Genomic DNA, 25,763 nt, shown 5'->3' on the forward strand with positions numbered 1-25,763 from the left:
AACGCTGCATGCTCAAGGTCGAGTGCGAGTCTTGCAAAGCGCCCTATCAGGTCGATGAGCGGCGCGTACCGCCGACCGGGCTCAAGATGCGTTGCCCGAAGTGCGGGCACACGTTCCTCGTCACGGATCCGTCGAAGGGCTCTCCGCCCGCCGACGGCGGCGCAGCGAAGGCTCCGCCTCCGAAGAAGGCGACGATGGTCGGTCTCGCTCCGAAGCCCGGCTCCGCCGCCGTGAAGGCAGCGCCGCCGGTCGCGAACCTGCCGGACATCGACTTCGACGTCGCGCTCCCCGCGGTGAAGCCGGGCGGCCCGCCGGGGAAGGGTCCGCCCGCGTTCGGCGCGAAGCCCGCCGCGCCGCCGCCCGCCGCGCCGCCGCCTGCCGCGCCGCCGCCGTTCGGCGGACTCGACGATCTCGATCTCCCCGCGCTCGCGAGCGACGCGGCGCTGCCCGCGACGGTGAACCGCGGCGGTCCGCCCAAGTTCTCGCCGCACGCGCCGCCGCCGATCGCGCCGGCGATTCCGCCTGCGCCGCCGCCGCTCGCGGCCGCGCCTCCGCCGGCTGCCGCGCCGAAGGCCGCGCCTGTCATCCCGAAGACCGACTTCAACTTCGACGTCGATCTCCCCGCCGTCCCGGCGGCGCCGACCGCGGGCGGCGGCGGCTTCGGATCGATCGATCTCCCCGCGCCGAAGCCCACCGCCGCGCGCCCCGTGCCCGCGCCGCCCCCCACGGCCGCCGCCGCGCCGCCGGCCGCGTTCGCGTCGAGCTTCGGCTCGCTCGATCTCCCCGCCCCGAAGCCGGCGGCGCCTCCCGCCGGGGGCCGCACGTTCGGCTCGGTCGATCTGCCCGCGTCGAAGACCGGCGGAGGCACCGCCGATCTGCCGTCGCTCCCGGGCGGCGGCTTCGGCGATCTCCCGGTCGTGCAGCCGGTCGGCGCGGGCCTCCCCGCGGCGAAGGGCGGCGGGTTCGGCGAGCTCGATCTGCCGTCGCTCCAGAACGATCTCCCGCTCCACTCCGGGCTCGGCAACAACCTGCCGGCCGCCGCGCATCCGGGCGCGCACCTCCCGGCGCCGACCGGCCCGGGCGCGCACCTGCCGACGGCGATGGGCGCGGGCCAGCACTTGCCGACGGCGATGGGCGCGGGCCAGCACCTGCCGACGGCGATGGGCGGCAACGCGCACCTTCCGTCGGCGATGGGCGCGGGCGCGCACCTGCCGACGGCGATGGGCGGCAACGCGCACCTTCCGTCGGCGATGGATGCGGGCGCGCACCTGCCTTCGGCGATGGGCGACGATCGACTGCTCCCGAACCGCGCTGGACCGGCGCCGGTCTCGTTCGGCGAGATCGATCTCCCGCTCGTCGGCGCCGGCAGCGACGCGTTCGGCGTGGCCCCGCCCCCGCCGCCGCGTCCGCTCGACGCGGGTGGCTTCGGCGAGGTCGATCTCCCGGCCGACAACTCGGGCGGAATGGGCATCGGCATGGGCGGCGGCCTTCCACCGCTCCCGGCGCAGCCGCAAGGCGGCGGCCTCGGCTTCGGCGAGGTCGATCTCGGCGGCGGCGGCGCGGACCTGCCGCCGATCGCGCCGCCCGTCGCGATGAGCGCGGGCTCGCTCGCGTTCCAGGAAGCGTCGCTCGACGCCGGGCCGAAGTCGGGGCCGAGCCCCGGCGCCGCGGTGCCGGGGCGGCTGCGCGAGCGCGCGCGAGACAGCGGCCCGCCGTCGAAGGCGCTCCGCATCGCCGCGATCGCGGTCGCCGCCATCGTCGTCGGCGGCGCCGCGCTCCAGCTCACGTCGGTCGGCGCGTTCGGTCACGTCTGGATCACCGACCGCCTCCACTCCGGCGAGAACGCGCAGATGGCGCGCGAGAAGGGCGACTTCGCGCGGAAGAAGCTCGCCCTCGACACGTTCGCGAGCGCGCAGCAAGCGGCGGACGACCTCGTCGACGCGCGCAAGAAGGCGCCGCGCTCGCGGCCGCTCGGCGCGTACGCCGCGTTCGTCGAGTACACGAACCAGGTGCGCTTCGGGAACAACCCCGCCCGCGCCGCGCACGTGAGCACGTTCATCACCGACATCCCGGCCGACGTCGACGTCTCGTACCTCGCCGCCGCGCGCGCCGCGCAGGCCGCGCAGTCGAGCGACTGGGCGAAGGCGAAGTCGCTCGTCGACGTCGCGATCGCGAAGGAGCCGAAGGACGGCATCCAGCACGAGCTCTCGATCCTCAAGGGCGAGATCGCGCTCGCGCAGAAGGACCCGACCGCGGCCCTCGCCGCGTTCAACGCCGCGCACGTCAGCGGCGGCTCGGCGCGCACGTACTTCGGCATCGCGCGCGCGCACTTCATGGCGAAGGCCTTCCCGAAGGCGCGCGAGGCGGTCGACGCCACGCTCAAGGCCTCGCCGGCGCACAACGGCGCGCTCACGCTCCGCGCGCAGCTCCTCTGGGACATGCAGCGCGACGACGCGTCGGCGACGAAGGACCTCGCCGCCGTGCTCGACGAGAAGAACAGGAAGAACCTCGGCGTCGCCGAGCTCGCGACCGCGCTGACGACGAAGGGCTGGATCATGCTCGCGCGCGATCGCATGGGCGAAGCGCGGATGGCGTTCGACGAAGCGGTGAAGGTCGATCCGCGCAACGTCACCGCGCTCGTCGGTCAGGGCGAGGTGCTCTACGCCGACAGCCGCTTCACGGAGGCGCTCTCGCGCTTCGGCGAGGCGCTGAACAAGGACCCGAACAGCGTCGCCGCGATCGTGGGCTCGGCGAAGTCGAAGGTCTCCCTCGAGCAGCTCGCCGACGCGAAGACGCAGCTCCAGGCCGCGCGCCAGAAGGCGCCGAAGGAGATGATCGTCGCGCTCTGGCTCGCCCGCGTCGAGGACGCGCTCGGAAACAAGAAGCCGGCGGAGGAGCTCTACGGCATCGCGATCGACCTCGCGACGCCCGAGAACCCCGACTCGATCCAGGCGTACGCGCAGTACGCGAAGTACCTCGCCGCGCAGGGCAAGGCGGCCGAAGCCGCGGCGAAGATGGACCAGGCCAAGGCGAAGCTCCCCGACAGCGCCGCGCTCCAGCGCGCGCTCGGCGAGGTCGCCGACACGCAGGGGCAGTTCGCGGAGGCGATCGAGCACTACGAGAACGCGCTCGAGAAGAACCAGGGCGATCTCGGGACGCGTTTCCGCCTCGGCATGACCTACCTCAAGATGCACAAGCTCGACCTCGCGGCGAAGGCGCTCGACGAGGTCGCGGCGATCGACAAGGAGTACCCGGGCCTGTCGCTCCAGCGCGGCATCCTCCTCGAGGAGTCCGGCGACCTCACGAAGGCGCTCGAGCAGTTCAACGGCGCGCTCCAGAAGCAGCCGGACGATCCCGACCTCATGCTCCGCGTCGGCGCGGCGTACGTCTCGATCGGCGAGATCGACAAGGCGTTCCCGCTCCTGAACAAGGTGCGCGAGGCGCGCCCGAACAGCGCGGAGGCGAACCACTTCCTCGGGCGCGCGTACCTGCGTCAGGGCGGCCTCGATCAGACCCAGGCGCTCCGCTACCTCCAGCGCGCGGTGGCGCTCGATCCGAACAAGGCCGAGTATCACTTGTATGTTGCATGGGCCGCGAACGACGCGTCGCAGCTCGGCCTCGCGCGCGCGGAGATCGAGAAGGCCCTCGCGCTCGACAAGCTCCTCGCCGACGCGTACTGGCAGCGCGGCGTGCTCCTGCGCAAGGAGTCGCAGGTCAACGACGCGATCAAGGACCTCAAGCACGCGCTCGAGCTGAAGCCGTCGCGGCTCGAGGCGCACGCCGCGCTCGCGGAGGCGTACGAGAACAAGAACGACACCGCGGCCGCGATCTCCGAGTGGCAGAAGGCGATCGCGGGCAACGACAAGATCCCGTACTGGCGCTGGCAGTACGGCAAGCTCCTCTCGAACAAGAACGCGTACGCGGAGGCGGCGGGGCACCTCTACTTCGCGGTCGAGGAGGGCAAGAAGCTCCAGCCGCGTCCGGCCTGGGTCATGAGCGCCGCGTTCGAGTCGGGCGAGGCGCACCAGAAGACGGGGAAGAAGAAGGAGGCCTGCGAGGGCTACCGCTTCTACCTCGACACCGCGCCGCCGGGCGCCGCCGACCGCCGCGACGCCGAGCGCGGCATCGCCGCCCTCGCGTGCCCGACCGAAAATTAGCGGTTCGCGTAGACGTAGACGTACGCCGAGAGCGCGAGGCCGACGATCAACGCGAGGACGACGAGGCCGTTGTAGGACCGCCGCACGACCGGCGGGGTCCCTTCCGACGCGAGCGTCTCGGCGAGCTTCTTCGACGAGGACGGCTTCTTCGTCGACGGCGGCTTCGACGACGCGCCGGAGGCGGGGGGCTTCGACGAGGGATCGACGCCGCTCGGGACCTCCTCTTCGCCGAGGACCTCGACCTCGGGTGGGACGAAGGGCGCGTCGTCCTCGCGCGGCGGCTTGCTGGAGTTGCGCGAGCTCGGATCCGTGTCGGCGCTCGAGAGCGCGAGGGCCTGCGCGAGGTCGAACGGCTGGATCTTCGCCGTCGCGGCGGGCGGGCCGTAGCGTCCGGGCGAGGTGTTCTTCGCCGCCTTGATCGCGGCGGAGATGTCGCGTTGGATCTCCTGCTCCGGGCTCGGAGGTCGCTCCGTGCTCCGCGCCTCGGCTTCTTCGTCGGCGGTCGTCCTCTTGCGCTCGCTGCTCACTCGAAGCCCCGGGCATCGAGAATAGGGGGTGCGCGCGGCCCTTCACATGCGTCGCGCGGTCGCATCCTCGCTCTCGTCGAGGCGCGAGGCCATGCGAGCGAACGCGTCGACGGAGAGCGTCTCGCCGCGGGCGTCGAGCGAGATCCCCGCGCTCGCTGCCGCAGCCGCGATGCGGTCCGGCGCCGCGACCTTGGACCACGCGTTCCGCAGCGTCTTCCGTCGCGCGCCGAACGCGCCCTTCACGAGCGCGCGGAACGTCTCGGTCTCCGCCGCCGCCCGCGGCCGCCGCGGCGTGAGCGCGACGACCGCGCTCGTGACCTCGGGCGGCGGATGGAAGGAGCCCGGCGAGACGTCGAAGAGCTTCGTCACCTCGAACGCGGCCCCGACGAAGACGGTGAGCGCGCCGTACGCCTTCGTCCCGGGCCGCGCCGCGAGCCGCTCCGCGACCTCGAGCTGGACCATGAACACGACGCGGTCGAGGTCGTCGGCGTGCGTCGTCGCGAGCTCGAGGAGCCGGCCGGTGATCTGGTACGGCAGGTTCCCGGCGAGGACGCGCGGTCCGGGCTCGGCGCCGAGGAGCTCGCGCGGGACGACGCTCTGCGCGTCGCCTTCGACGACGGTCACGTTCCCGTGCGCGGCGAGCTCGTCGCGCAGGACGGGGACGAGGTCGCGATCGCGCTCGACCGCGACGACGTGCGCCGCGCGCGCGGCGAGGGCGGCGGTGAGCGCGCCAGTGCCGGCCCCGAGCTCGACGACGCGCGCCGCGCCGCGCTCGGCGTCCGGCACGCACGCCCGCGCGATGGACTCCACCACGTGCGCCGAGACGAGGAAGTTCTGCCCAAACGATCGCTTCGGCGCGAGCCCCACCCGCCGGAGCACCGCGCGCGCGTCGCTGCTCACGCCTGGGGCCCGCCCTTGGCCTCGGCTTCCGGCGGGGGGTCCGCGCTCGCGAGGGCGCGGCGGCGTTCCACTGCGCGGGCGCGGGCGCCGAGGCTGCGGAGGGCGCGTTCGGCGCGGGCTTGTGAGGCGCGGACGCGCATCTTCACCGCCTGGCGCACGACCTCCTCGACCGGCGCGAGCGCGCCCGGCTCGCCCTCGAGCGCGGGCTCGAACGACGGCATCGTCCAGCGTACGTCGACGTGGCGCGCGCGGAGCTTCCTCAGCCCGCGCGCGACCGCGTCGCCGTCGGGCGAGGGTGGCGGCGCCCAGACGTGCACGATGCTCGGCTTCTTCTTCTTCTCGAGCGCGATCTTCTCGAGCGCCGCGCCGAGCTGGAGCTCCGCCTTCTCGCGCTCGCCGTCGACGCGCGGCGGCACCTCGATCCCGAACGCCGCGAGGTAGTGCCGGAGCCGCTGCTCGCGCGGCGTCGGCGCGTGCGGCAGGCGCGGCGCGAACGGCGCGCGGACGCGCAGCGCCTCGGCGCGCGTCGCGAGGGAGTCGAGGTTGTTCCGCGGCACGTCGGCGAGGCCGCGCGGATCGAGCGGCCGGAGGTGCTCCGCGACCCGCGCCGCGAGCTCCGACTCGCCCTCCTCCGAGCGATCGGCGTCGACCGCGCTCGCCGTGCTCGCGAGCGCCGCGACGATGCGCGTCGCTTGCTGGGGCCCCGAGTCCGCCGCGAGCCACGTGCGCACGCGCGACGCGAAGACGACGAGGCCGACCTTGTCGCCGCGCGCGAGGTGGCGCGCCGCGACGCCGCCGACCTCGTCGACCGCGATGTCGAGCGGCGCACGCCCCTCTTCGCCCGCCCACAGCTCCACCGACGCGTCGATGACGAGCCACACGATGTCGCGCTCCTCGCGCTCCATCTCGCGTACGAGGAGCGTCCCGCGCCGCGCGCTCGCGCGCCACGCGATGCGCTTGAACGGATCGCCGGGTACGTGCTCGCGCAGCTCCTTCAGCTGCTCGCCGTCGCCCGTGAGCGGCGCCGATCGTCCGGCCGGCGCGGCGGCGCGCGCGCGCCCGCCCTTCGCCGTCTCGAGCATCGCGAGGAGCGGCTTCGGCACGACCTCGATGCCGTGCGGGTTCGCGAACATGAGCGGGACCTCGTAGAGCCCCTCGCCGCCGAGCGGCGTGCCGCGCACCTCGAGCGCGATGCCGTGCATGCCCCAGCGGCCGACGCGCTTCGCCCGCACCTTCACGTCGAAGCGCACCTTCGAGGCGGCGGGCAGGTCGAGCACCGGCGGATCGATCGTGACGTCGAGCATGCTCGACGCGACCGGGCGGAGCGACACGCCGCGCGCGTCGTCGAAGCCGCGGTTCCGGAGCTCCGCCTCGATCACGACCTCGCCCCCGCGATCGACGCGCGTCACGCGGCGGGTCATGCTCCACACCATCTCGAAGCCGGAGGCGCGGATGCGCGTGACGGTGGCGAGCGCGAGCGCGCGCCCGAGCGTGATCGCGAGCAGCATCGCGCCGCCGAACGCGACCGCGGCGCTGACCTTCGCCGCGACCCCGACCGCCACCATCGCGGCGCCGGCGAGGGCGACCTGGAAGGTGTTGCGCGTCGGGTGGAGCTGCATCGCTACACCGCGCGGAAGCCGCGGCGGTAGCCGACCTTCTGCAGCGCCTCTTCGACGATGCCGTCGCGGACGCGCGTGTCGCCCTCGGCGTCGGCGACGAGCACGAGGCGATGCGCGAGGACCATCGGCGCGACGCTGCGGAGGTCCTCCGGCACGACGTAGCCGCGCCCGCCGACGAGCGCGTGCGCCTTCGCCGCGTTGACGAGGCCGAGCGTGGCGCGCGGGCTCGCGCCGAGCGCGACCTTCGGGTGGGTGCGGGTGTAGCCGCAGATGCCGACCGCGTAGTCGTGGAGATCGTCGTCGACGTGGATGCGCGCGCAGATGTTCTGGAGCGCGATGACGTCCTGCGGGTTCAAGAGCGCGCGGAGCTGGGGCGGCTCGACGCCGTGCGTCCGCAGCATCTGCGCCTCTTCGCGCGGGGAGGGGTAGCCCATCGGGACGCGGACGAGGAAGCGATCGATCTGGGCCTCGGGGAGGGGATAGGTGCCCTCCAGATCGATCGGGTTCTGCGTCGCGAGGACGAGGAAGGGGAGGGGGAGCTCGAAGCGATCGCCCTCGATCGTGACCTGCCGCTCCTGCATCGCCTCGAGCAGCGCGGACTGCGTCTTCGCGGGGGCGCGGTTGATCTCGTCGGCGAGGACGACGTTCGCGAAGATGGGGCCCGCGCGGAGGGAGAACGTGCCGTCCTTCGGCGAGAGGACGTAGGTGCCGGTGATGTCGGCGGGGAGGAGATCGGGCGTGAACTGGATGCGGCGCGCCGAGCAGCCGAGCGCGGTCGCGAACGCCTTCACGAGCGTGGTCTTCGCGACGCCGGGGACGCCCTCGAGCAGGACGTGCCCCTTCGCGAGGAGCGCGATCATCATCATGTCGAGCGACTTCGTCGACCCGATGTACGTGCGCTGGACCTCGCGGCGGAGGTCCTCGACGCGCTCCTTCGCCGCTCCGACCTCGGGGGCGCCCGTGTGCCCGCCGGCGCCGTGCGGGTGTCCGCCGTGCACCTGCGTCTGCGTCACGAGACCACCCCGGGCGTGGCGCGGGTGCGCACCGCCTCGACGAGCTGCTTCACCGAGCGCGCGATGGACACGACCTCCTGATCACGAACCGACTGCACCATGCCACCGCTGCGCTGAAAAACGACCATGGTCTCGACGTTTGCCATTCGTAGCAGAAGCTTGCGGAGGGCGATCATCCCTTCGGCGTCGAGGAGGTTTCGCTCGCCGATTTGGGTGAGGAGCTCCTGGTGGCCGGGGACCTTCGTGAGGCCGAGCACTTGGGCCATCTGCTCTTCGAGCGCGGACTTCAGCTCCAGGATCGCGAGCACGCGCGTGGTCTGCGGCGCGCCGATGACGGCGGCGTGCCCCGCGACGCCGCCCTGGGCCACGGCCGGCACCCGCCGCGTGAACCGCGGGACGAGCGGTTTGTGGAGCCGCCCCGCGCGCGACCCGACCCACACGACGAGCGCCAGCCCGAGCGCGATCGACGCGCTCCACGCCAGGATCGCGGGGAGCCCCTCTTTTCTGATCTGATCGAGGAGATCGCGGAGATCGCGGAGGAAAGACGAGAACGCGTTCTCCGAGCCGCCGTAGGCGCCCCTCTGCTCGAAGGTGCCGGACGCGATGAACAGCCGGCCGCCGCGCTTGCCCCACGCGTCGCTGTCGACGGCGTAGTGAATGAGCCCGCGCGCGAAGGCCTTGTTCCCCGCGTACCGCAGCATCGAGTTCATCACGATCGACGGGTCGCCGACCGCGAGGAGGCGGCCTTTTCCGACCGCTCCCGCCACCGCGACCGTCACGTCCGGATCGTGGTTCGACGAGCGGATCTTGAGGACGGGCGAGAGGTCGGGATGCCCCAACCCCACGGGATGATTCGTGACGACGCGGTTCACGTCGGACACGACCGGGTGCGCGCTCGCGGGCTCGGCGAGGGCGAGCTGCGGGTTGCGACGCAGGCACTCGGCCGGGCTTCGGGGCGCGGGCACGCGCCGCATGTTGAAGGCGGTGAGCAGCGATTCGCCACGCCCGTAGTCGTCGAGCATCACGACGCGGCCGCCCTCGCGCATGAACTTCGAGAGCTCGCCCTCGTCGAGCGAGCGCTCCGGATAGAGGAGGAGGAGCCCGTCCTCCGGCTTCAGCTCGGAGAAGTCGATCTGCGACGTCGGCACGACCTGGCCCGCCGGCAACTCCGCCTTCGCGAGGCGCACCAGCTCCGACGCGCCCTCCCAATCGTCCCCGGTGAGGTCGAACGGGATGGCCCACGCGGTGCCTCCCGCGAAAACCACGAACAAGACGACGCAAACGCGCAGAATGCACGTGCTGGTGGCCAGACGGGGAACGGTCGAGCTTCGTCGACGCACTGCGCTGAGACACACGGTAGCAAGGCGACGATCGGCCGGCTACTTGACCCGATCGAACCGGTTGCTAGCTTCAACAGAAGCAGTCGTTCTGGTCTTGGCTAGGACTCACCATGCTCCCTCCGTTCATCATCGAGCAGATCCGAAAGCGCGAAGAAGAAGAGAGGAAGCGGTACGACCAGCCGCACCTCGAGCTGCCGTTGGCCCCGCCCGGCCCCCCCCGCCGCCGCGAAGAGCCGGACGAGGGCAAGCGCGGCGTCATCATCATCGAGCTGTAAGGGTTCGAGCTTCTTTCGAAGGGCCGCCTGTACTAGGGTCCCGTGGCCTATGGGCTTTCTTGGAGGATGCCCGCGCGGTGTCGCTCTCTTGGCGCTGGCCGTCGCGGCGAGCGGCGGCTGTTACGACACCGGGGACGGGAGCGCGCCGCCGTCGGATCGGCTCTATTTCCCCGTCGGGCTCCAGGTCTCGCACGGCGGGACGGTGCTCTACGCCGTCAACTCCGACTTCGACCTGCAATACAACGGCGGGACGCTGCAGGCCTACGACCTCCGGCTGATCCGGCAGCACGCGCTCCTCACCATCGCGAACCCCGCCGATCCCGCCCTCCTGCCCGTCCTCGTGCGCCCGCCGAACGCCAACGCGTGCCCCGGCCCGCCCGAGCCCGGCCGGCAGCCGCTCGGCGAGACGTGCGCGCCCCCGGTCCGGGCGCAGGCGTACATCCGCGACTCCGTCATCATCGGCGCGTTCGCGACCGAGCTGCTCCTCTCTCCGCTCACGAAGGACCTCGTCCCCCAGACGCCCAAGCTGCACGCGAACGAGGAGCTGCCGCCCGCGGCGCAGACCTCGGTCGACCGCCTCTTCGCGCCCGTGCGCGGGAACGCGACGCTCACGTGGGCGACGATCGCGCGCGACGACTTCACGAGCGCGCCGGCGCAAGGCGACACGAAGGCGACCTACGCGCCGTTCCGGATCCAGTGCGGGCAGGACGCGGGCAACCGCTGCGACGGCCTGCACGCGGTCGGCGACGATCCGAACGAGCAGAACAACACCCGCCGCATCACGCTGCCGGGCGAGCCGTTCGGCGCGACGATCAGCGAGGACGGCACCGCGCTGGTGATGACCCACCAGAACGACACGAAGACGTCGCTGTTCTTGACCGGCCTCGCGCGCGACAAGAACGACGCCGACCTCGCCCAGAGCCCCCCGTCGCTCCAGTTCGTCGTCGACAGCCTGCCGGTCGGCGGGGTCGGCATCACGCCCGTGCCGCACGATCGCGACGCGTTCCTCGGCGTCACCGCGCTCCCGCGCCCCGCGTTCTTCCAGACCAGCCGCTCGATCCCGCAGGTCAGCCTCCTCCGCCAGTACGCGGACGACACCGGCGGCGTGGCCGCGTCGACGCCGCGTCCCTTCCTCGACTTCGAGTCCGCCTTCCCGATCTCGGCGAGCGCGAACGGCGCCGACTCGCGCGGCATCGTCGTCGACCCCACCCCGCGCCTCGCGTGCAAGGCGAAGGTGACCGCGACGGACGAAGCGACGCGCGATCGCGAGATCGCGGCCTGCGCGCGGAAGCCGGCGCGCGCGTTCATCGCGAACCGATCGCCGGCGGCGCTGCTCGTCGGCGAGGTCGGCGCGAACGGGCCGGTCGGGCTCGACGGCGTCGCGACCTACGACCCCGATCGCCTGCGGATCCACACCTCGGTCCCGCTCTCGGCGGGCCCGTCGAAGGTGTATATTGCACCTATCGTCGACAAGGACGGCGCCTACGCGCTCCGCGTGTTCGCGGTCTGCTTCGACTCGGCGACGGTCTTCGTCTACGACCCCGACGCCGGCGTGCTCGAGAACGTCATCCGCGTCGGGGTCGGACCCTTCTCGATGGCCTTCGACCCGTTCGACCTCGACGAGGTCGCGCGCCACGTACAGGTGCCGATCGACGCGCGCGATCAGAACGTCCGGCGCTACCGCTTCGCGTACCTCGCCAGCTTCACGCAGTCGTACGTGCAGGTCATCGACCTCGACAACGCGGTGCCGAGCACGGCGACGTTCGAGCGCGTCGTCTTCACGCTCGGCGAGCCGACGAACCCGAAGGGCTCCTGAGATGCGAGCGCTGCGACTCCGCCTCTTGCTCCTCGCGTGCGCGGTCCTCACGATCGCGGGCGTGCTCTTCGCGTGCTCGCAGACGCCGACGAGCGTACCGATCCGCACCTTCGAGCGCGCGCAGCGGGTCGACACGATCTGCCTCCGCGTCCGCGGCCCCGACGCGCCGGAGCCGCTCCCGCCCGCGGGCTGCGCGCCGGTGCCGCCGTTCGGCGACGGCAGCGTCCTCGAGAACCAGCTCTTCGCGCTCGTCACGCAGACCACGCGCGGCGAGGTCGCGGTCGTGAACCTCAGCGCCTCCGAGGTCGTCGATCAGAACCACGCCGTCCCCGGCCTGAACTTCCTCCCCGTCGGCGCGATCCCGACCGACGTCGCCGCGACGCCCGACGGACGCATGGCCTTCGTCGCCGCGGCGGAGCCGAACAAGTTCGCGATCTACGGCATCCCCGGTCACCGCATCATGGGCGACCGCGCGCCGCGCCGCGATCCGGACGGCCCCACCACCCTCGGCTCGTGGCCGGTCTGCCGCCTCCCGCAGCGGCCGGGCGCGCTCAGCGTCGTGCCGCGCGGCACGCTCGACGACCTCGCCGCCTACGAGCTCGTCGTCGTCCTCCCCGGCGATCGCGTGAACCCGGCGAAGATCGTCACGATCGATCCGAAGCCCTTCCTCCGCGCGACGCCGCGCAAGAACGGCGCGGGCGACGTGCTCGACGACTTCGGCGCCGGCCCGTCGCTGCCGCCCGGAGAGCTCGTGGACTGCCCCGTCACCTCCGCGATCGAGCTCGCCGGCGGCGACGCGATCCCGGCGTCGTTCGTCCCCGGCGCGCGCTGGGACGACGGCGTGAAGTGGGTCGACGGCGGCATCGACCTGACGTGCGCGGCCGCCGATCGACCGGCGAGCTGCGGCCTGCGTCCGTGCGCGTGCCCGAGCCGCCTCGCCGGACCCGACGGCGGCGCGCCGCTCCCCGTCGACGGTGGGGCGGAGACGTGCGAGCCCGACGCCGGCGGCGACGCCGACGCCGGCGCCCCCGAGGAGGAGGTCGCGCTCGATCTCGGGCCGCTCGACGCGCCGCAGCCCGTCGCGATCGCGCGCGACGACCAGACGCTCTTCATCGCGGACGACGCGCTCCCGCTCGTGCACGTGATCGACCTCTCGACCCCGGGCGCGCCGGTGGAGCGCGAGCCCTTCGTCGTGTCGAGCCTCGCCGACCCGACGCGCGCCGCGTCGATCCGCGACCTCGCGGTGAGCCCGCCCACGCGCGAGTACAGGCGCTTCCTCTACGCCGTCGATCGCAAGGACGGCACGATCGCCGTGTTCGACGTCACGAACCTCGCGACGGCGGAGCGGACGCCGATGCGCCGCCCGCACCCGGAGCTGAACCCGTTCCAGCCGGAGGACCGCATCGGCTTCGGCGCGCCGGTGGTGGCGGTCGCCTTCGCGCGGCACGACTTCCCGCTCAAGCGCGTGAACGGCCTCGGCCTCCCGACCGCGCAGAGCGGCCTCCTGTGCAACCCGAACCCGAACGTCGACCTGAAGGCCGATCCGAACGGCGACCTCGGCGCGGCGTACCGCGCGAGCTCGAGCGACGTCGACGTCGGGCTCGTCCCGACCCGCCTCCGCGGCATCTTCGCGTTCGCGACGCTGACGACGGGCGAGATCGTCGCGATCGACGTCGACGACTGGGACGCGCCGTGCCGCCGCCCGCAGGACCTCTCCTCGAGCGAGTCCGGCGTCGCCGTCAACATCGGCGCGCTCTCGGTGCCGCAGCCGGCGCCCGCTCCCGGCGACGTCGATCCGTACCACGCGCCGATCCCGGCGCCAGAGAGCGTGTCGCAGGAGATCTTCTTCCCCGTCTCCGCGCCGCACCGCATCCGCTCGACGTTCCTCCTCCGCGACGACCTCACGACCGGCAAACACGTCCCGTACCTGCCGTCCGCGCCGTCGATCACGGGGACCGGCGCGCCGCTCGCGCTCTTCGGTCAGGGCAGCGAGGCGACGCCGCGCCTCCGTCCCACCGCCGCGCGCCCCGGCGTCTCCGCCGGCACGGAGGAGGTCGGGGTCCGCTTCTCGATCGACACGCCGGACGTCCACTTCGATCAGGAATGGACCGTGACCTACGAGGGCAAGCTCCCCGGCTTCGAGGGCCTGCCCGCGGCGATCGCGACGCGCGACGAGTACCGGACGCTCACGTTGAGCCAGCCCCAGGCGCGCTTCTGCGCGAAGGGGGTGGAGGACTGGGTCCTCGGCGCCGAGCGCGCGAACGCGGTCACGAACGCGCTCGCCGCGTCCGGCCGGCCGGGGTACTCGGAGCGCCTCGATCGCCGGATGATGGACTACGTCCAGATCACGGACGAGCTCCTCCCGGCGACGGATCCGTACTGGTCGCTGCCCGACCTGCAAGGCGCGGACGCCTGCTGGGAAGGCGAGCTCGCGCGGAGCGCGGCGGAAGATCCGCGCGTCCCCGGCCGGCGCCACGCCGCGTGCTCGAGCTATTTCGGCACCGTGCAGCAGCAGAACGCGACGCGCGATTTCCCGATCCTCGAGGCGTACGACGACCACGTCGTCGTGGGGCGCTTCGCGACGATCGCGCCGAACAAGACGCGCGAGGCGATCTACTCCGACGCCTCGAACGTCCCGTACATGAAGCTCGCGCGCTGCTGCTTCCACAACCAGGCGGGCTTCACCGTGCGCGGCGGCGCGCAGTGGATCACCGTCGGGACGACGCTCGGCTTCATGAGCCACCTGTTGCCGGACGCCACCGGGCGATGCGTGCCGTCCTGCGACCCGCGCGAGCAGCTCCTCAACGGGCGCGCGCCGGCGCTGCCGTACGGTCCGGGTGAGTTCGCGCCGCACCGCGACACGCCGCTCGCGATGCGGAACCCGGCGTTCTCGTTCTTCGTCCAGAACGGCTTCACGATCGACCCCGAGTCGACGGGCGGCGGCCTCACCGCGGTCGACAGCGTGCCCACGCGCGAGACCTTCTACGCGTTCCAGACGCGCGGGCAGTTCAGCCCCCTCGTCATCGACCTGACCTCCGCGACCGGCTCGACCTCCGTGAACCCGCAATCGATGAGGTTCATCGAGACGCTGGGCCAGATCGCGGTCGTGGACGGCGCGGCGCAGGGGCTCGTCCTGATCGATCTCTCGCTCGTGTCCATTGCGCGCGCGCCGTACTACTGACAGACCTTCGTCCGTCCGATGAATGGCGGCAAGACCGGGCACGGGGCCGACACTCCCGTGATGAAGCAGTACCTCGCGTCGAAGGCGCAGTATCCCGACGCGATCCTGTTCTTTCGTCTCGGCGACTTCTACGAGCTCTTCTTCGAAGACGCCGTCGTCGCCGCGCGCGTGCTCGACCTCACCCTGACGAGCCGCAACAAGAACGCGGACGAGCCGATCGCGATGGCGGGCGTCCCGTACCACGCCGCCGCCGGCTACATCCAGAAGCTCCTCGATCAGGGCTTCAAGGTCGCGATCGCCGAGCAGATGGCCGATCCCGCGAAGACGAAGGGGATCGTCCCGCGCGAGGTCGTGCGCATCGCGACGCCCGCGCTCGCCTACGACGACTCCGCCCTCGACGCGCGGAAGAACCTCTTCCTCATGGGGATCGACGTCGACGAGCGCGATCGGGTCGGCGTCGCGGTCCTCGACTTTTCGACCGGCACGCTCGAGGCGTGCGAGGCGGAGAGCGCCGAGGCGGCGATCGCGGAGATCGTGCGCCTCGATCCGCGCGAGGTCCTCGTCCGCGCGCCGAAGCTGCTCGCCGAGGTGCGGGCCAGCTTGCCGCGCGCCACCGTGCGCGAAGAGGCGGCCGACCTCGATCTCGCGAGCGCGATCGCCCTCCTCGACGACGTGCTCGGCAAGGGCAAGGCGCGGAAGGCGTGTGCGAGCGACGTCGCGCTCCGCGCCGCCGCGCGCTGCGTCGCGCTCGCGAAGATCTGCGAGCCCGGCAAGAAGCTCCCGCTCGCGAAGCTCGCCGAGTACACGCTCGGCGACACGCTCGTCCTCGACGACGCGACGCAGCGGCACCTCGAGCTCGTCCGGACGATGGATGGGGAGACGAAGGGCTCGCTCCTCGAGCAGATCGACGCGACGAAGACCGCCCCCGGCGCGCGGCTCCTGCGCCGCCGCCTCCTCGCGCCGCGCACGCGCGTCGTCGAGATCCGGCGCCGCCTCGACGGGGTCGAGCTCTTCGTCACCCAGCCCGGCCTCCGCAGCGACGTCCGCGCGCGGCTCGCGAAGATCGCCGACGTCGAGCGGCTCGCGGTGAAGCTCGCGATCGACCGCATCGGCCCGCGCGAGCTCGCCTCGCTCCGCAGCTCGCTCGCCGAGCTCCCCGGCCTCGACGACGCGCTGAAGGCGTGCCCCGACAAAGGCGCGCGCGAGGCGCTCGAGATATCGGACGATCTCGTGGGGTCCGGGGGCGCGGAGCGCGTCTTCGCGCGACGGCCCCCGGCGGGAGAGCTCGAGAGGGCAGAGCCCTCTCGAACCAGAAAAGCCTTCGTCGATCGCTGCGAGGACGTGCACGACCTGCTCGCGCGCGCGATCGCGGACGAGCCGCCGATCCGCGCGAGCGAGGGGAACGTGTTCCGCGACGGCTTCGACGCGGAGCTCGACGAGGCGCGCGTGCTCGCGAAGGACGGGCAGCGCCTCATCGTCGACCTCGAGACGCGGTGCCGGGAGGAGGCGCAGATCCCGTCGCTGAAGCTGCGTTATACACGCGTCTTCGGCTGGTACATCGAGGTGACGAAGAGCCACCTCGCGAAGGTGCCGAAGGCGTGGCGGCGCAAGCAGACGATCGCGACCGGGGAGCGCTTCACCTGCGACGAGCTCGACGACCTCGCCGACAAGCTCGCGCACGCGGAGGAGCGGCTCTCGTCGCGCGAGGCCGAGCTCTGGTCGGCGCTGGTGAAGGACCTCGCCGTGCACGACGAGCGGCTCCGCGCGGTCGCGAACCGGCTCGCCACGATCGACGTCGCGAGCGCGCTCGCGGAGGTCGCGCACCGCGACGACTACACGCGGCCCGAGGTCGACGACTCGCTCGCGCTCGACCTCGTCGACGCGCGCCACCCCGTCGTCGAGCGCCTCGCCGCGGCGGGCCGCTTCGTCCCGAACGACGTCACCCTCGACGCGTCCCCCGACGCCGCGGCGGACCGCTCGCGCCTCTGGATCGTCACCGGCCCGAACATGGCCGGCAAGTCGACGTTCATGCGTCAGGTCGCGCTCGCGGTCGTGCTCGCGCACACGGGCTCGTTCGTCCCGGCGCGGAGCGCGCGCATCGGCGTCGTCGATCGCGTCCTCACGCGCGTCGGCGCGAGCGACAACCTCGCGCGCGGCGAGAGCACCTTCATGGTCGAGATGAAGGAGACCGCGAACATCGTGAAGTGCGCGACGCGGCGCTCGCTCGTCGTCCTCGACGAGATCGGCCGCGGGACGAGCACCTACGACGGCCTCTCGATCGCGTGGGCGGTCGCGGAGCACCTCCACGACGTGGTCGGCTGCCGCGCGCTCTTCGCGACGCACTACCACGAGCTCACCGAGCTCGCGGAGACGTCGGCGCGCGCGGAGAACTTCAGCGTGAGCGCGCGCGAGCACGCCGGCACGATCGTCTTCTTCCACAAGGTCCAGCGCGGCGCGGCCTCGCGCAGCTACGGCGTCGCGTGCGCGCGGCTCGCGGGGCTCCCCGAGAACGTGCTCGCGCGCGCGAAGGCGATCCTCGAGGGGCTCGAGACGACGGCGTCGCTCCCGACCGGCGGCTCCTCGCGCGGGGTGCGGAAGCGCAAGAACGAGGACCAGCTCGGCCTCTTCGCCGCGGCGCCGCGGGCTCCGGAGCGACCCGCCGATCCCGCGCTCGACATGCTGCGCGCGCTCGACATCGATCGCCTCACGCCGATCGAGGCGCTCACGACGCTCGCGAAGCTCAAGGACCTTGCCAAATCGGAGTAGGTCGTTCGGCTACGCGCTCGTCGCGGTGGCGGCGACGGGGTGGGGGACGTGGCCGCTCGTCCTTCGCCACGCGCCGATGCACTCGTCCTTGCAGTCGGCGATCGCGATGACGGTGATGACAGTCGCGAGCGCGCCGCTCGTCTTGCGCGATCGCCTCCCGGTGAAGGCGACCCTTCGCGACTGGCTCGGCGTCGCCTGGCTCGGCGTCTCCGACGCCGCGAACATCGCGCTCTTCTTCGCGGCGTACCAGCGCACGAGCGTCGCGATCGCGGTGCTCACGCATTACCTCACTCCGATCTTCGTCGCGCTCTCCGCGCCGCTCCTGCTCGCGGAGCGGCTCGGGCGGCGGACCGCGGCCGCGGTCGCGGTCTCGTTCGTCGGGCTCGTCCTCCTCCTCGCGCCGTGGCGGGACGGCTTCGGCGCGCGCGACCTCGCCGGCGCCGCGCTCGGCGCGGGCAGCGCCGTGTTCTACGCGTCGAACGTGCTCACCAACAAGCGGCTCAACACCGTGTTCTCCGCGTCGGAGATGATGTTCTACCACGGGCTGATCGGCGTACCGCTCCTCTGGTCGTTCGTGCCGGCCGGCGCCGTTGGCGCGGCGCCGGCGACGTCGATCGGCGTCGCGCTCGCGGCCTCGCTCGGCATCGGGACGTTCTGCGGCCTCGCGTTCACGCGCGCGCTCAAGCGCATTCGCGCGAGCCACGCGTCGGTGCTCACGCTGCTGGAGCCGTTCGTCGCGGTCGTGTGCTCGGTCGTCGTGCTCGGCGAGCCGCTGCACCGCGGCTCGGTCGCGGGCGGCCTCCTCATCCTCGGCGGCGCCCTCGCGGTCGTCACCGCGAAGCACGAGGATGGAGTACAATCTTCCCCGTCTTGACCGCCCGAGATTCCATGCTCGCCTCCGTTGCGCCGATCGCGGCGGGCGAGATCCTCGTGGTGGCGGACGAGGCGACGCGGCACGCGGTCGTGAACGGCGTGAGCCTCCTCGCGATGGAGGCGGCGCACGCGGACAGCGCCGACAAGGCGGCCGCGATCGCCTCGGAGAAGGCGGCCTCGCTCGACTGCGTCCTCGTCGACATCGCGCTCGGCCTCGACGCGTGGGAGATCCTTTCCCGCTTGCGGATCGAGCCGGAGACCTCCGCGATCCCGGTCATGATGATCATGGACCGCGCCCCGAACGACGCCGACCTCATGAAGCTGCTCGAGGCCGGGGTGATGGATCACGTCGTGAAGCCGCTCTCGACGCCGCTCCTCTGCGCGAAGGTGCGCGCGGTCGCGGAGCGCTCGAAGTTGCAGCGGGAGCTCCGCAACAAGCTGCGGGTGGCGATCGAGTACTCCGCGCTCGACGCGCTCACGGGCCTCTACAACCGCCGCTACTTCGAGCGCCGCTTGCGCGAGGAGTCGGCCCACGCGCGCCGTCACAAGCGGCCCTTTTCGCTCGTCATCGTCGACATCGATCACTTCAAGCTCGTGAACGACACCTACGGGCACGAGGACGGCGACAAGGTGCTCCGCCACGTCGCGGAGCTCATCAGCGGCTCGCTCCGCGAGGACGACATCGCTTGCCGCTACGGCGGCGAGGAGTTCGTGCTCCTCCTGCGCGCGACGGCGGGGCCGGCCGCGCGCGTCGTCGCGAACCGCCTCCGCGCCTCCGTCACCGCGAAGGGGATCGCCCTCGGCGAGAAGAACGAGGAGCGGCACATCAGCTTCAGCGGCGGCGTCGCTGCGGCGGACGAGCGCAACAACTTCGACTGCGAAGCGATCCTCGACCGCGCCGACAAGGCCCTCTACCGCGCCAAACGCGGCGGCCGTAACCGCGTCGAGATGGAGTAGCGCGGGGCCTTAATCGCGGGGGACGTCGGGCCGTTTGGACCATGGACTCCCCCAGCGTGAAAGGTTCGGATCATGGGTGCGTGCGTGATGCTCATCGACGACTCGGCGACGGTTCGGTTAGAGGCGGCGCGGGCGCTCTCGGCCGCGGGGTTCGGGGTCATCGAAGCGTGCGACGGGATCGACGGGCTCGAGAAGCTCGCGACCTCCGACGAGGTGAAGCTCATCGTGTGCGACGTGAACATGCCGCGCATGAACGGGATCGAGTTCGTCGAGGCGCTCTCGCACACCGGCGCCCTCCCGCCGCCGGTGATCATGCTGACGAGCGAGGGGCACCCCGACCTCGTCCGCACGGCGAAGGCCTGCGGCGCGCGCGGCTGGATGGTGAAGCCGTTCAAGCCCGAGCTCCTCGTCGCCGCCGCGCGGAAGATCACCGGCACGACCTGAAGGCGCCGTGAAGGCCGGCCTCCACCTCCAGGTGCTCGCGGTCGTCGCGCTCGTCGCCGGTGCCCTCGTGCTCGCCTTCTCCGTCCTCCACGCGAGCCGCGTCGCGACGGACGACGGCCACGCGCTCGAGCGACGAGCCGAGCGCTACGCCGCGATCGCTGCGCGCGAGGTCGGGCCCGCCGTCGCGCGCGACGACGCCGGCGACGCGCGCGCCGTGCTCGAGGTGATCGCTGCGGACACGGAGCTTCGATGGATCGCGGTTCAGCGCGCGGACGGCTCCGTCCTCGCGAGCCGCGGCGCGCCAGCGGTCTCCTCCGCTCGCGCGGCGCGAGGACCCGTCGTCGTCGAGGTCGCGGCTTCGGGCGCCGCGCCGCGGCGGCCGCTCCTCGCCGCCGCGTTCGCCCTCGCGGTCGCGTTCACTGGCGTATGGCTGCTGGGTCGTCTTCGCCCGATGCTCGCGCGGCGCTTCGCGGCGCGGAGCCGCGAGATCGAGCTCCTCCTCGCGAACGTCGCGCAGGGCTTCGTCGTCGTCGACGCGAAGGGCCGCATGGGCGCGCACCGCTCCGCGGTCATGGCGCGCTGGTTCGGTCCGATCGAGGAGGGCGCCGCGATCTGGAGCCTCTTCCGGCGCGAGGATCCGCAGCGTGCGGCGTACTTCGAGCTCGCGTGGGAGGCGATCTTCGACGGCTTCCTCCCCGTCGAGGTCGCCCTCGAACAGCTCCCGAAGCGCCTCCGCCACGGCGCGTCGACGTTCGAGCTCGCGGTGCGTCCGACCGGCGACGGCCACGCGCTGGTCGTGCTCACCGACGTCACGGAGCAGATCGAACAAGAGGACGCGGAGGCGACGCGGAGCGATCTCGTCGCGCTGTGCGAGCGCGCGCTCGTCGACCGCGCCGCCGTCGCCGACTTCGTGCTGGAGGCGAGCGCGCTCGTCCGCGCGATCGAGGACGCGCGGACGCTCATCGATCGAAGGCGCGCGATCCACACGCTGAAGGGCGTCGCCGCGCAGGTCGGCGCGAGCTCCGTCGCCGCCGCGTGCGCCGTGATCGAGGCCGGGGTGCTCGCGTCGGACGAGGCGCCTCGTCCCGCCGACGTCGCGCGGCTCGCGCTTCGTTGGCTCGCGCTCGAGACGCGCCTCCGCCTCCTCTTCGCGAACGTCCCGACCGCGACGGTCCACGTCGAGCGCCACGACCTCGACGCGCTCGTCGCCCGCATCGACGCGAAGGCCTCGCACGCGGAGCTCGCGCATCGCGCGCGGCTCCTCCGGCTCGAGCCGATGCAGCTCCGCGTCGATCGCGCGAAGGACGCCGCGGTCGCGCTCGCGCGCCGGCTCGGGAAGGGCGTCGACGTGAGCGGCGGCGCCGGCGCGCTGCGCTGCGACTCCGCCGCGTGGACGCCGTTCTGGAGCGCCTTCGGTCACGTCGTCCGCAACGCGGTCGACCACGGCATCGAGGCGACGGACGCGCGCGTCCGCGCCGGCAAGCCGCCGCGCGGGCGGATCTCGGTCGAGGTGTCGCGGCGCGACGACCACGTCGTGATCGAGGCGACCGACGACGGCGCCGGCGTCGACTGGCCCGCGGTCGCGAAGCGCGCGGCGGAGCGAGGTCTCCCGCATCGGACCCAGCGTGACCTCGAGACCGCCGTCTTCGCCGACGGCCTCTCGACCATGCGCGAGGCGCACGAGGTCTCCGGCCACGGCGTCGGCCTCGCCGCGGTGCGGGCGGTGACGGAGGCGATGGGCGGTCGCGTCACGATCGAGAGCCGGCGCGGCGTGGGGACGACGCTCCGCTTCGTGTTCCCCGTCGCGACGCTCGGCGACGCGTACCGCCAGGCCGCGCCGACCGCGCTCGCCGCCTGAAGAACGACGCACGAAGGCCGTATCACCGAACAGCTTCTCCATGACCGTCGCCTCCCGCCGCGTCGTCCTGATCGATCCCGTCACCGAGACTCGTAACGTGTTCGCGCAGCGCCTCCGCGCGCACGGCTACGTGGTGGACGACGCCGCCGACGCGGTCGCGGGCGCGGAGATGTCGCTCGCCGATCCGCCCTCCGCGATCGTCTGCGATCTCTGGATGCCGGGCGTGTCCGGCGTCCAGCTCTGCCGCCTGCTCTCCGCCGAGCCGGGGACCGAGGACGTCCCGATCATCCTGCGCTCGGAGGTCGACGATCCGCGCTCGCGTTTCTGGTCTCGCCACGCGGGGGCGCGCGCGCTCGTCATGAAGGGCCGCATGGGCGAGCTCGTCCGCGCGCTCGACGACGTCCTCGAGGAGGAGGAGGAGAGCACGCCGTTCTTCTTCCGCATGTCCGGCGGCGCGCACGACATCCGCGACCGCATCGCGGAGAACCTCGATCGCGCGCTCTTCGCCTCCGTCGTCGCGGCGGAGGTCCGCTCCCTCGCGGGATCGAGCGCGCTCGATCGGATGTTCGACTCGCTCTCCCAGCTCCTCACGCAGCTCGTCGACTATCGCTGGGTCGCGCTGACGACGACGGCGCCGGTGTACTTCGCGATCCACGCGCATCGACGGCAGGCCGAGGCGGCGGAGCGAGAAGCGGCCAAGGCGCTGGCGATCGCGCCCGAGACGTCGCGCATGGTCCGGATCCACGACGACGACGCGCGCGACGTCGACGCGGCCGCGCGCACGCTCGTCTACGACCTCACGCTCGGCGGGTCGCGCCTCGGCCGCATCGCGTTCGGCGTGCCGGCGGGGCCGTCGCGGATCGACAAGATCGCGCCGCTCGTCGCGCAGGAGCTCCCCGCGGTGGTGCGGCTCGTGCTCCTCGTCGAGGAGTCGCAGCGGCTCGCGACGACGGACGGCCTGACCGGCCTGATGAACCGTCGCGCGTTCGTCGCGAATCTCCGGCGCGAGATGGACCGCGCGATGCGGACCGGCACGGCGACGTCGGTCCTCCTCCTCGACCTCGATCACTTCAAGGCGATCAACGACACGCACGGACACGGCGCCGGCGACGCGGTCCTCGTCGCGGTGGCGCAGACGCTCCAGCGCGTGTCGCGGACGTACGACCTCGTCGGTCGCTGGGGCGGCGAGGAGTTCGTGATCGCGCTGCCGGGCACGGACGAGGAGCGCGCGCTCATCGTCGCCGAGCGCATGCGCGATGCGATCGAGAAGCTCGTCGTGACGAACGCGAGGGGGACGCCGATGCCGCTCAGCGCGTCGATCGGCGCCGCGGAGCTCTCGCCCGGGCCGGTCGGCGAGTCGCTCGACTCGCTCGTCGATCGCGCGGACCGTGCGATGTACAGCGCGAAGGTGGGCGGTCGCAACCGCGTCTGTCGCGCGGAGAAGATCCAAAGCGCCACGCCGGTGTCTTTCGCCGCGAACGACGCGGCCTGACTCGAGCTGGCTCGATCGGGATTGCTCGCGGTTGCGTCGCGGCGCGTGGGTTGCACTTCGCGGCGCGGAATGAGCGCGTCACTCGATGGGCTGGTCGGGCGAACCCTCGCGGGGAAGTACCGGCTCGAGGAGCGTCTTCGCGCCGGCGCGATGGGTGCGATCTATCGCGCGCACCACGTCACGCTCGACAAGGCGGTGTGCATCAAGGTCATGCACCCCGAGCTGGCGAAGGATCCGCTCTTCGCGGAGCGCTTCTATCGCGAGGCCCGCGCGGCCTCGCGCTTCGATCATCCGTGCTCGATCATGATCCTCGATCACGGCGCCGAAGGCGACGTCCTCTACATCGCGATGGAGCTCGTCGAGGGGCGTGACCTCGCGGATCTGATCGAGGAGGCGGCGCACCAGCCTGGCGGCGTTCCGGCGGCGTTCCCCCCGCGCCGCATCGTCGATCTGCTCGCGCAGACCCTCGCGGCGCTCGGCGCGGCGCACGACGTCGGCATCCTCCATCGTGATCTGAAGCCCGAGAACATCATGGTCGCGCCCACGTGGGACGACGATGGCGCGGGCGAGCGCGTGAAGGTATGCGACTTCGGCATCGCGCACATCGACGATCTGCCGTCGCAGTCCGGCCGCCGTCTCACGATGAAGGGTTTCCTCCTCGGGACGCCGGAGTACATGTCCCCGGAGCAGGCGCGCGCGGAGTCCGTGGACGCGCGGAGCGACGTCTACGCCGCGGGCGTGGTCCTCTATCTCCTCCTGACGGGCCGCCTACCGTTCGAGGACGACTCCGCGGTCGCGGTCGCGCTCATGCAGATCAACGCGCCGCCGCCGGCTCCGTCGGCGCTCGCGCCGCAGTGCCATCGCGTCCTCGAGCGCATCTGCCTCAAGGCGCTGGAGAAGGACCCAACAAACCGCTTCGCGACCGCCCGCGCAATGCGCGCCGCCCTCCGCGACGCGCTCGCCGCCCCAACGACGCCCCGCCGCGCCTCGGCCCCTTTCGCGCCGGGCCCCGCGACGGAGGAGGGGGCGACGTGGGGGCCCGCGGCGCCTGGCGCGGCGTCGTTGGGAGCTGTCGCGTCGTCCGGCGTCGCGTCGCGAGGTGCGGTCGCGCCAGCTGTCGCGTCCGGCATCGCGTCGCGAGGTGCGGTCGCGTCGTTGGAAGCCGCGCCGCCGGGCGCCGTCGCGTCGCGTGGCGCGGTCGCGCGGTTGGGAGCCGTCGCGTCGCCGGGAGCTGTTGCGTCGTCCGGCATCGCGTCGCGTGGTGCGGTCGTGTCGATGGAAGCCGTTGCTTCGTCTGATGTGGTGTCGCCGGGTGAGGGGAGCTTCGTTCCGGTCGTCGCGTCGTTGCGGTCGCGGAGCTCCCTAACCTGTGTGGTCGCGCCGCTGCCGCCGCTTCGTGGGTCGCGGCGTGTCGTCGGCGCGGGGCTTACGCTCGCTGCCGTCGCCGTCCTGGTGCTCGGCGGCGTCAAGATCGCAAAGACGAGTCGTCGCGAGAGCGTGAACGTCACCGCGGCGCTCACGGTCGCGCCCGACACGCCCGTCGTCGCTCCGCCGGTCGCGTTGTCCGTCGCGTCGAAGGAGCCCGAGGCCCCGCCGCGTACGGCGCCCGTCGCCGCGGCGCCGCGGTCCGCTCCGGTGCCCGCGCCCGCGCCGAAGGCGCCCGAGGTCATGACACGTCCGGTGTCGATCGTCGCGGCACCGCGGCCCGCGGCGGTGCACGCGATCGCCGCCAAGCCGCGCGCTTCGACGCCCGCGCCGGTCGTTCATCCACCGACCGCGCCGGAGACACCGGTCCTCGTGCGGCCGGAGCCCATCCCCGCTCCGCCCCCTTCGGCCCCGCCCGCTCCAGTCGCGCCGTCGCCCGCGTCGCCCTTTCCGCTCGCGCCGCCGTCCCCCGCACCGCCCGCTCCAGTCGCGCCGTCGTCCCCCGCACCGCCCGCTCCAGTCGCGCCGTCGTCGCCCGCACCGCCCTCTCCGGACCCGCCGTCGTCGCCCGCGGTCCCGCCCGCTCCGGTCGCGCCGTCGCCCGCGGTCCCGCCCGCCCCGGTCGCGCCGTCGTCGCCCGCCCCGGTCGCGCCGTCGCTCGCGGTCCCGCCCGCCCCGGTGGTGCCGTCGTCGCCCGCGCTGTCTGCTCCGGTCACGGCGGCACCGGCGTCGTCTTCGGCGTCTGCGCGGGCGTTCTCCCTCGAGAGGGCGCGTGTCGATCTCGGTACGCCCGTCGTGACGGGCGCGACGTCGGCGAGCGTCGAGCGCGCGATCGTGCCGGTCAAGTCACGTATCGATTTGTGTTATCGCGCGGCGCTGTCGCGCGCGGCGAGCCCGGTCGAGGGCGCGGCCACGCTTCATCTCGAGACCGACGACGTCGGCAACGTCCGGCGCGCGAACGTCACCGGCGCGCTCGCGAGCACCGACGTCGCCACCTGCATCGCGAAGGCGGTCACGGGCCGCCGCATCGCGAACGTCGACACGGGCCACGCCACCGCGGCCATCCCGCTGACCTACCGAGCGCGCTGACGTTCGCGGCGTGACGAAGCGTCGAGCGCTC

The 25,763-nt window shown here is 72.8% G+C and carries 15 protein-coding genes and 1 pseudogene; 11 read left to right on the plus strand and 5 right to left on the minus strand.

Annotated features, from left to right (window positions below; all coding sequences use genetic code 11):
• Positions 1–8: 8 nt before the first annotated feature.
• Positions 9–4,157, plus strand: coding sequence for a zinc-ribbon domain-containing protein (locus KF837_42570; protein MBX3234055.1), 4,149 nt, complete (start codon positions 9–11; stop codon positions 4,155–4,157).
• Here KF837_42570 and KF837_42575 read toward each other — a convergent pair.
• From KF837_42575 to KF837_42595, 5 genes and pseudogenes are all read right to left on the minus strand, one after another.
• Positions 4,154–4,684: a hypothetical protein gene (locus KF837_42575; GenBank protein ID MBX3234056.1), complete on the minus strand. Its 531-nt coding sequence runs from the start codon at positions 4,682–4,684 to the stop codon at positions 4,154–4,156. The two genes, KF837_42570 and KF837_42575, sit on opposite strands and share 4 nt — an antisense overlap.
• 42 nt (positions 4,685–4,726) lie before the next feature.
• Positions 4,727–5,563, minus strand: coding sequence for a ribosomal RNA small subunit methyltransferase A (gene rsmA / locus KF837_42580; GenBank protein ID MBX3234057.1), 837 nt, complete (start codon positions 5,561–5,563; stop codon positions 4,727–4,729).
• Positions 5,564–5,580: 17 nt separating this feature from the next.
• On the minus strand, positions 5,581–7,203 hold the full coding sequence (locus tag KF837_42585; protein MBX3234058.1) for a DUF58 domain-containing protein: 1,623 nt from the start codon (positions 7,201–7,203) through the stop codon (positions 5,581–5,583).
• Between the two features lie 2 nt (positions 7,204–7,205).
• A pseudogene (locus tag KF837_42590) lies at positions 7,206–8,153 on the minus strand (AAA family ATPase).
• Between the two features lie 59 nt (positions 8,154–8,212).
• Positions 8,213–9,481, minus strand: a complete 1,269-nt coding sequence (locus KF837_42595; protein MBX3234059.1) for a DUF4350 domain-containing protein — start codon at positions 9,479–9,481, stop codon at positions 8,213–8,215.
• A gap of 185 nt (positions 9,482–9,666) precedes the next feature.
• Between KF837_42595 and KF837_42600 the strand changes: the two genes are divergently transcribed.
• The 10 genes from KF837_42600 to KF837_42645 all read left to right on the plus strand — a co-directional run bounded on the left by KF837_42600 (position 9,667) and on the right by KF837_42645 (position 25,732).
• A complete protein-coding gene (locus tag KF837_42600) occupies positions 9,667–9,831 on the plus strand; it encodes a hypothetical protein (GenBank protein ID MBX3234060.1) in 165 nt (54 codons plus the stop codon).
• An 88-nt stretch (positions 9,832–9,919) separates the two neighbouring features.
• On the plus strand, positions 9,920–11,647 hold the full coding sequence (locus KF837_42605) for a hypothetical protein (protein ID MBX3234061.1): 1,728 nt from the start codon (positions 9,920–9,922) through the stop codon (positions 11,645–11,647).
• A gap of 1 nt (position 11,648) precedes the next feature.
• Entirely contained in the window at positions 11,649–14,828 is a 3,180-nt protein-coding gene (locus KF837_42610) for a hypothetical protein (protein ID MBX3234062.1), read from the plus strand.
• A gap of 18 nt (positions 14,829–14,846) precedes the next feature.
• The gene (mutS, locus tag KF837_42615; GenBank protein ID MBX3234063.1) at positions 14,847–17,594 is read left to right on the plus strand and encodes a DNA mismatch repair protein MutS; all 2,748 of its coding nucleotides are present in this window, start codon (positions 14,847–14,849) and stop codon (positions 17,592–17,594) included.
• The gene (locus tag KF837_42620; protein ID MBX3234064.1) at positions 17,578–18,468 is read left to right on the plus strand and encodes a DMT family transporter; all 891 of its coding nucleotides are present in this window, start codon (positions 17,578–17,580) and stop codon (positions 18,466–18,468) included. The genes mutS and KF837_42620 overlap by 17 nt, the downstream gene beginning before the upstream one ends.
• A gap of 14 nt (positions 18,469–18,482) precedes the next feature.
• Positions 18,483–19,424, plus strand: a complete 942-nt coding sequence (locus tag KF837_42625; GenBank protein MBX3234065.1) for a diguanylate cyclase — start codon at positions 18,483–18,485, stop codon at positions 19,422–19,424.
• An 84-nt stretch (positions 19,425–19,508) separates the two neighbouring features.
• The gene (locus tag KF837_42630; protein ID MBX3234066.1) at positions 19,509–19,868 is read left to right on the plus strand and encodes a response regulator; all 360 of its coding nucleotides are present in this window, start codon (positions 19,509–19,511) and stop codon (positions 19,866–19,868) included.
• 7 nt (positions 19,869–19,875) lie between these two features.
• Positions 19,876–21,726, plus strand: a complete 1,851-nt coding sequence (locus KF837_42635; GenBank protein ID MBX3234067.1) for an Hpt domain-containing protein — start codon at positions 19,876–19,878, stop codon at positions 21,724–21,726.
• Positions 21,727–21,766: 40 nt separating this feature from the next.
• Positions 21,767–23,218 carry a GGDEF domain-containing response regulator gene (locus KF837_42640; GenBank protein MBX3234068.1) on the plus strand — a complete coding sequence of 484 codons (1,452 nt, stop codon included), beginning with the start codon at positions 21,767–21,769 and terminating at the stop codon, positions 23,216–23,218.
• A 69-nt stretch (positions 23,219–23,287) separates the two neighbouring features.
• Positions 23,288–25,732 (plus strand): protein kinase, encoded by a 2,445-nt coding sequence (locus KF837_42645; protein ID MBX3234069.1) that lies wholly within the window; start codon positions 23,288–23,290, stop codon positions 25,730–25,732.
• The last annotated feature ends 31 nt before the right edge of the window (positions 25,733–25,763 follow it).

It is taken from the genome of Labilithrix sp. (assembly GCA_019637155.1).
Lineage (GTDB): Bacteria > Myxococcota_A > Polyangia > Polyangiales > Polyangiaceae > Labilithrix.

What these genes read in the sequence shown, in the direction of transcription:
- KF837_42570 (MBX3234055.1), top strand. Translation starts at nt 9, where the DNA reads ATGCTCAAGGTCGAGTGCGAGTCTTGCAAAGCGCCCTATCAGGTCGAT.
- KF837_42585 (MBX3234058.1), bottom strand. Translation starts at nt 7,203, where the DNA reads ATGCAGCTCCACCCGACGCGCAACACCTTCCAGGTCGCCCTCGCCGGC.
- KF837_42600 (MBX3234060.1), top strand. Translation starts at nt 9,667, where the DNA reads ATGCTCCCTCCGTTCATCATCGAGCAGATCCGAAAGCGCGAAGAAGAA.
- KF837_42610 (MBX3234062.1), top strand. Translation starts at nt 11,649, where the DNA reads ATGCGAGCGCTGCGACTCCGCCTCTTGCTCCTCGCGTGCGCGGTCCTC.
- mutS (MBX3234063.1), top strand. Translation starts at nt 14,847, where the DNA reads ATGAATGGCGGCAAGACCGGGCACGGGGCCGACACTCCCGTGATGAAG.
- KF837_42625 (MBX3234065.1), top strand. Translation starts at nt 18,483, where the DNA reads ATGCTCGCCTCCGTTGCGCCGATCGCGGCGGGCGAGATCCTCGTGGTG.
- KF837_42640 (MBX3234068.1), top strand. Translation starts at nt 21,767, where the DNA reads ATGACCGTCGCCTCCCGCCGCGTCGTCCTGATCGATCCCGTCACCGAG.
- KF837_42645 (MBX3234069.1), top strand. Translation starts at nt 23,288, where the DNA reads ATGAGCGCGTCACTCGATGGGCTGGTCGGGCGAACCCTCGCGGGGAAG.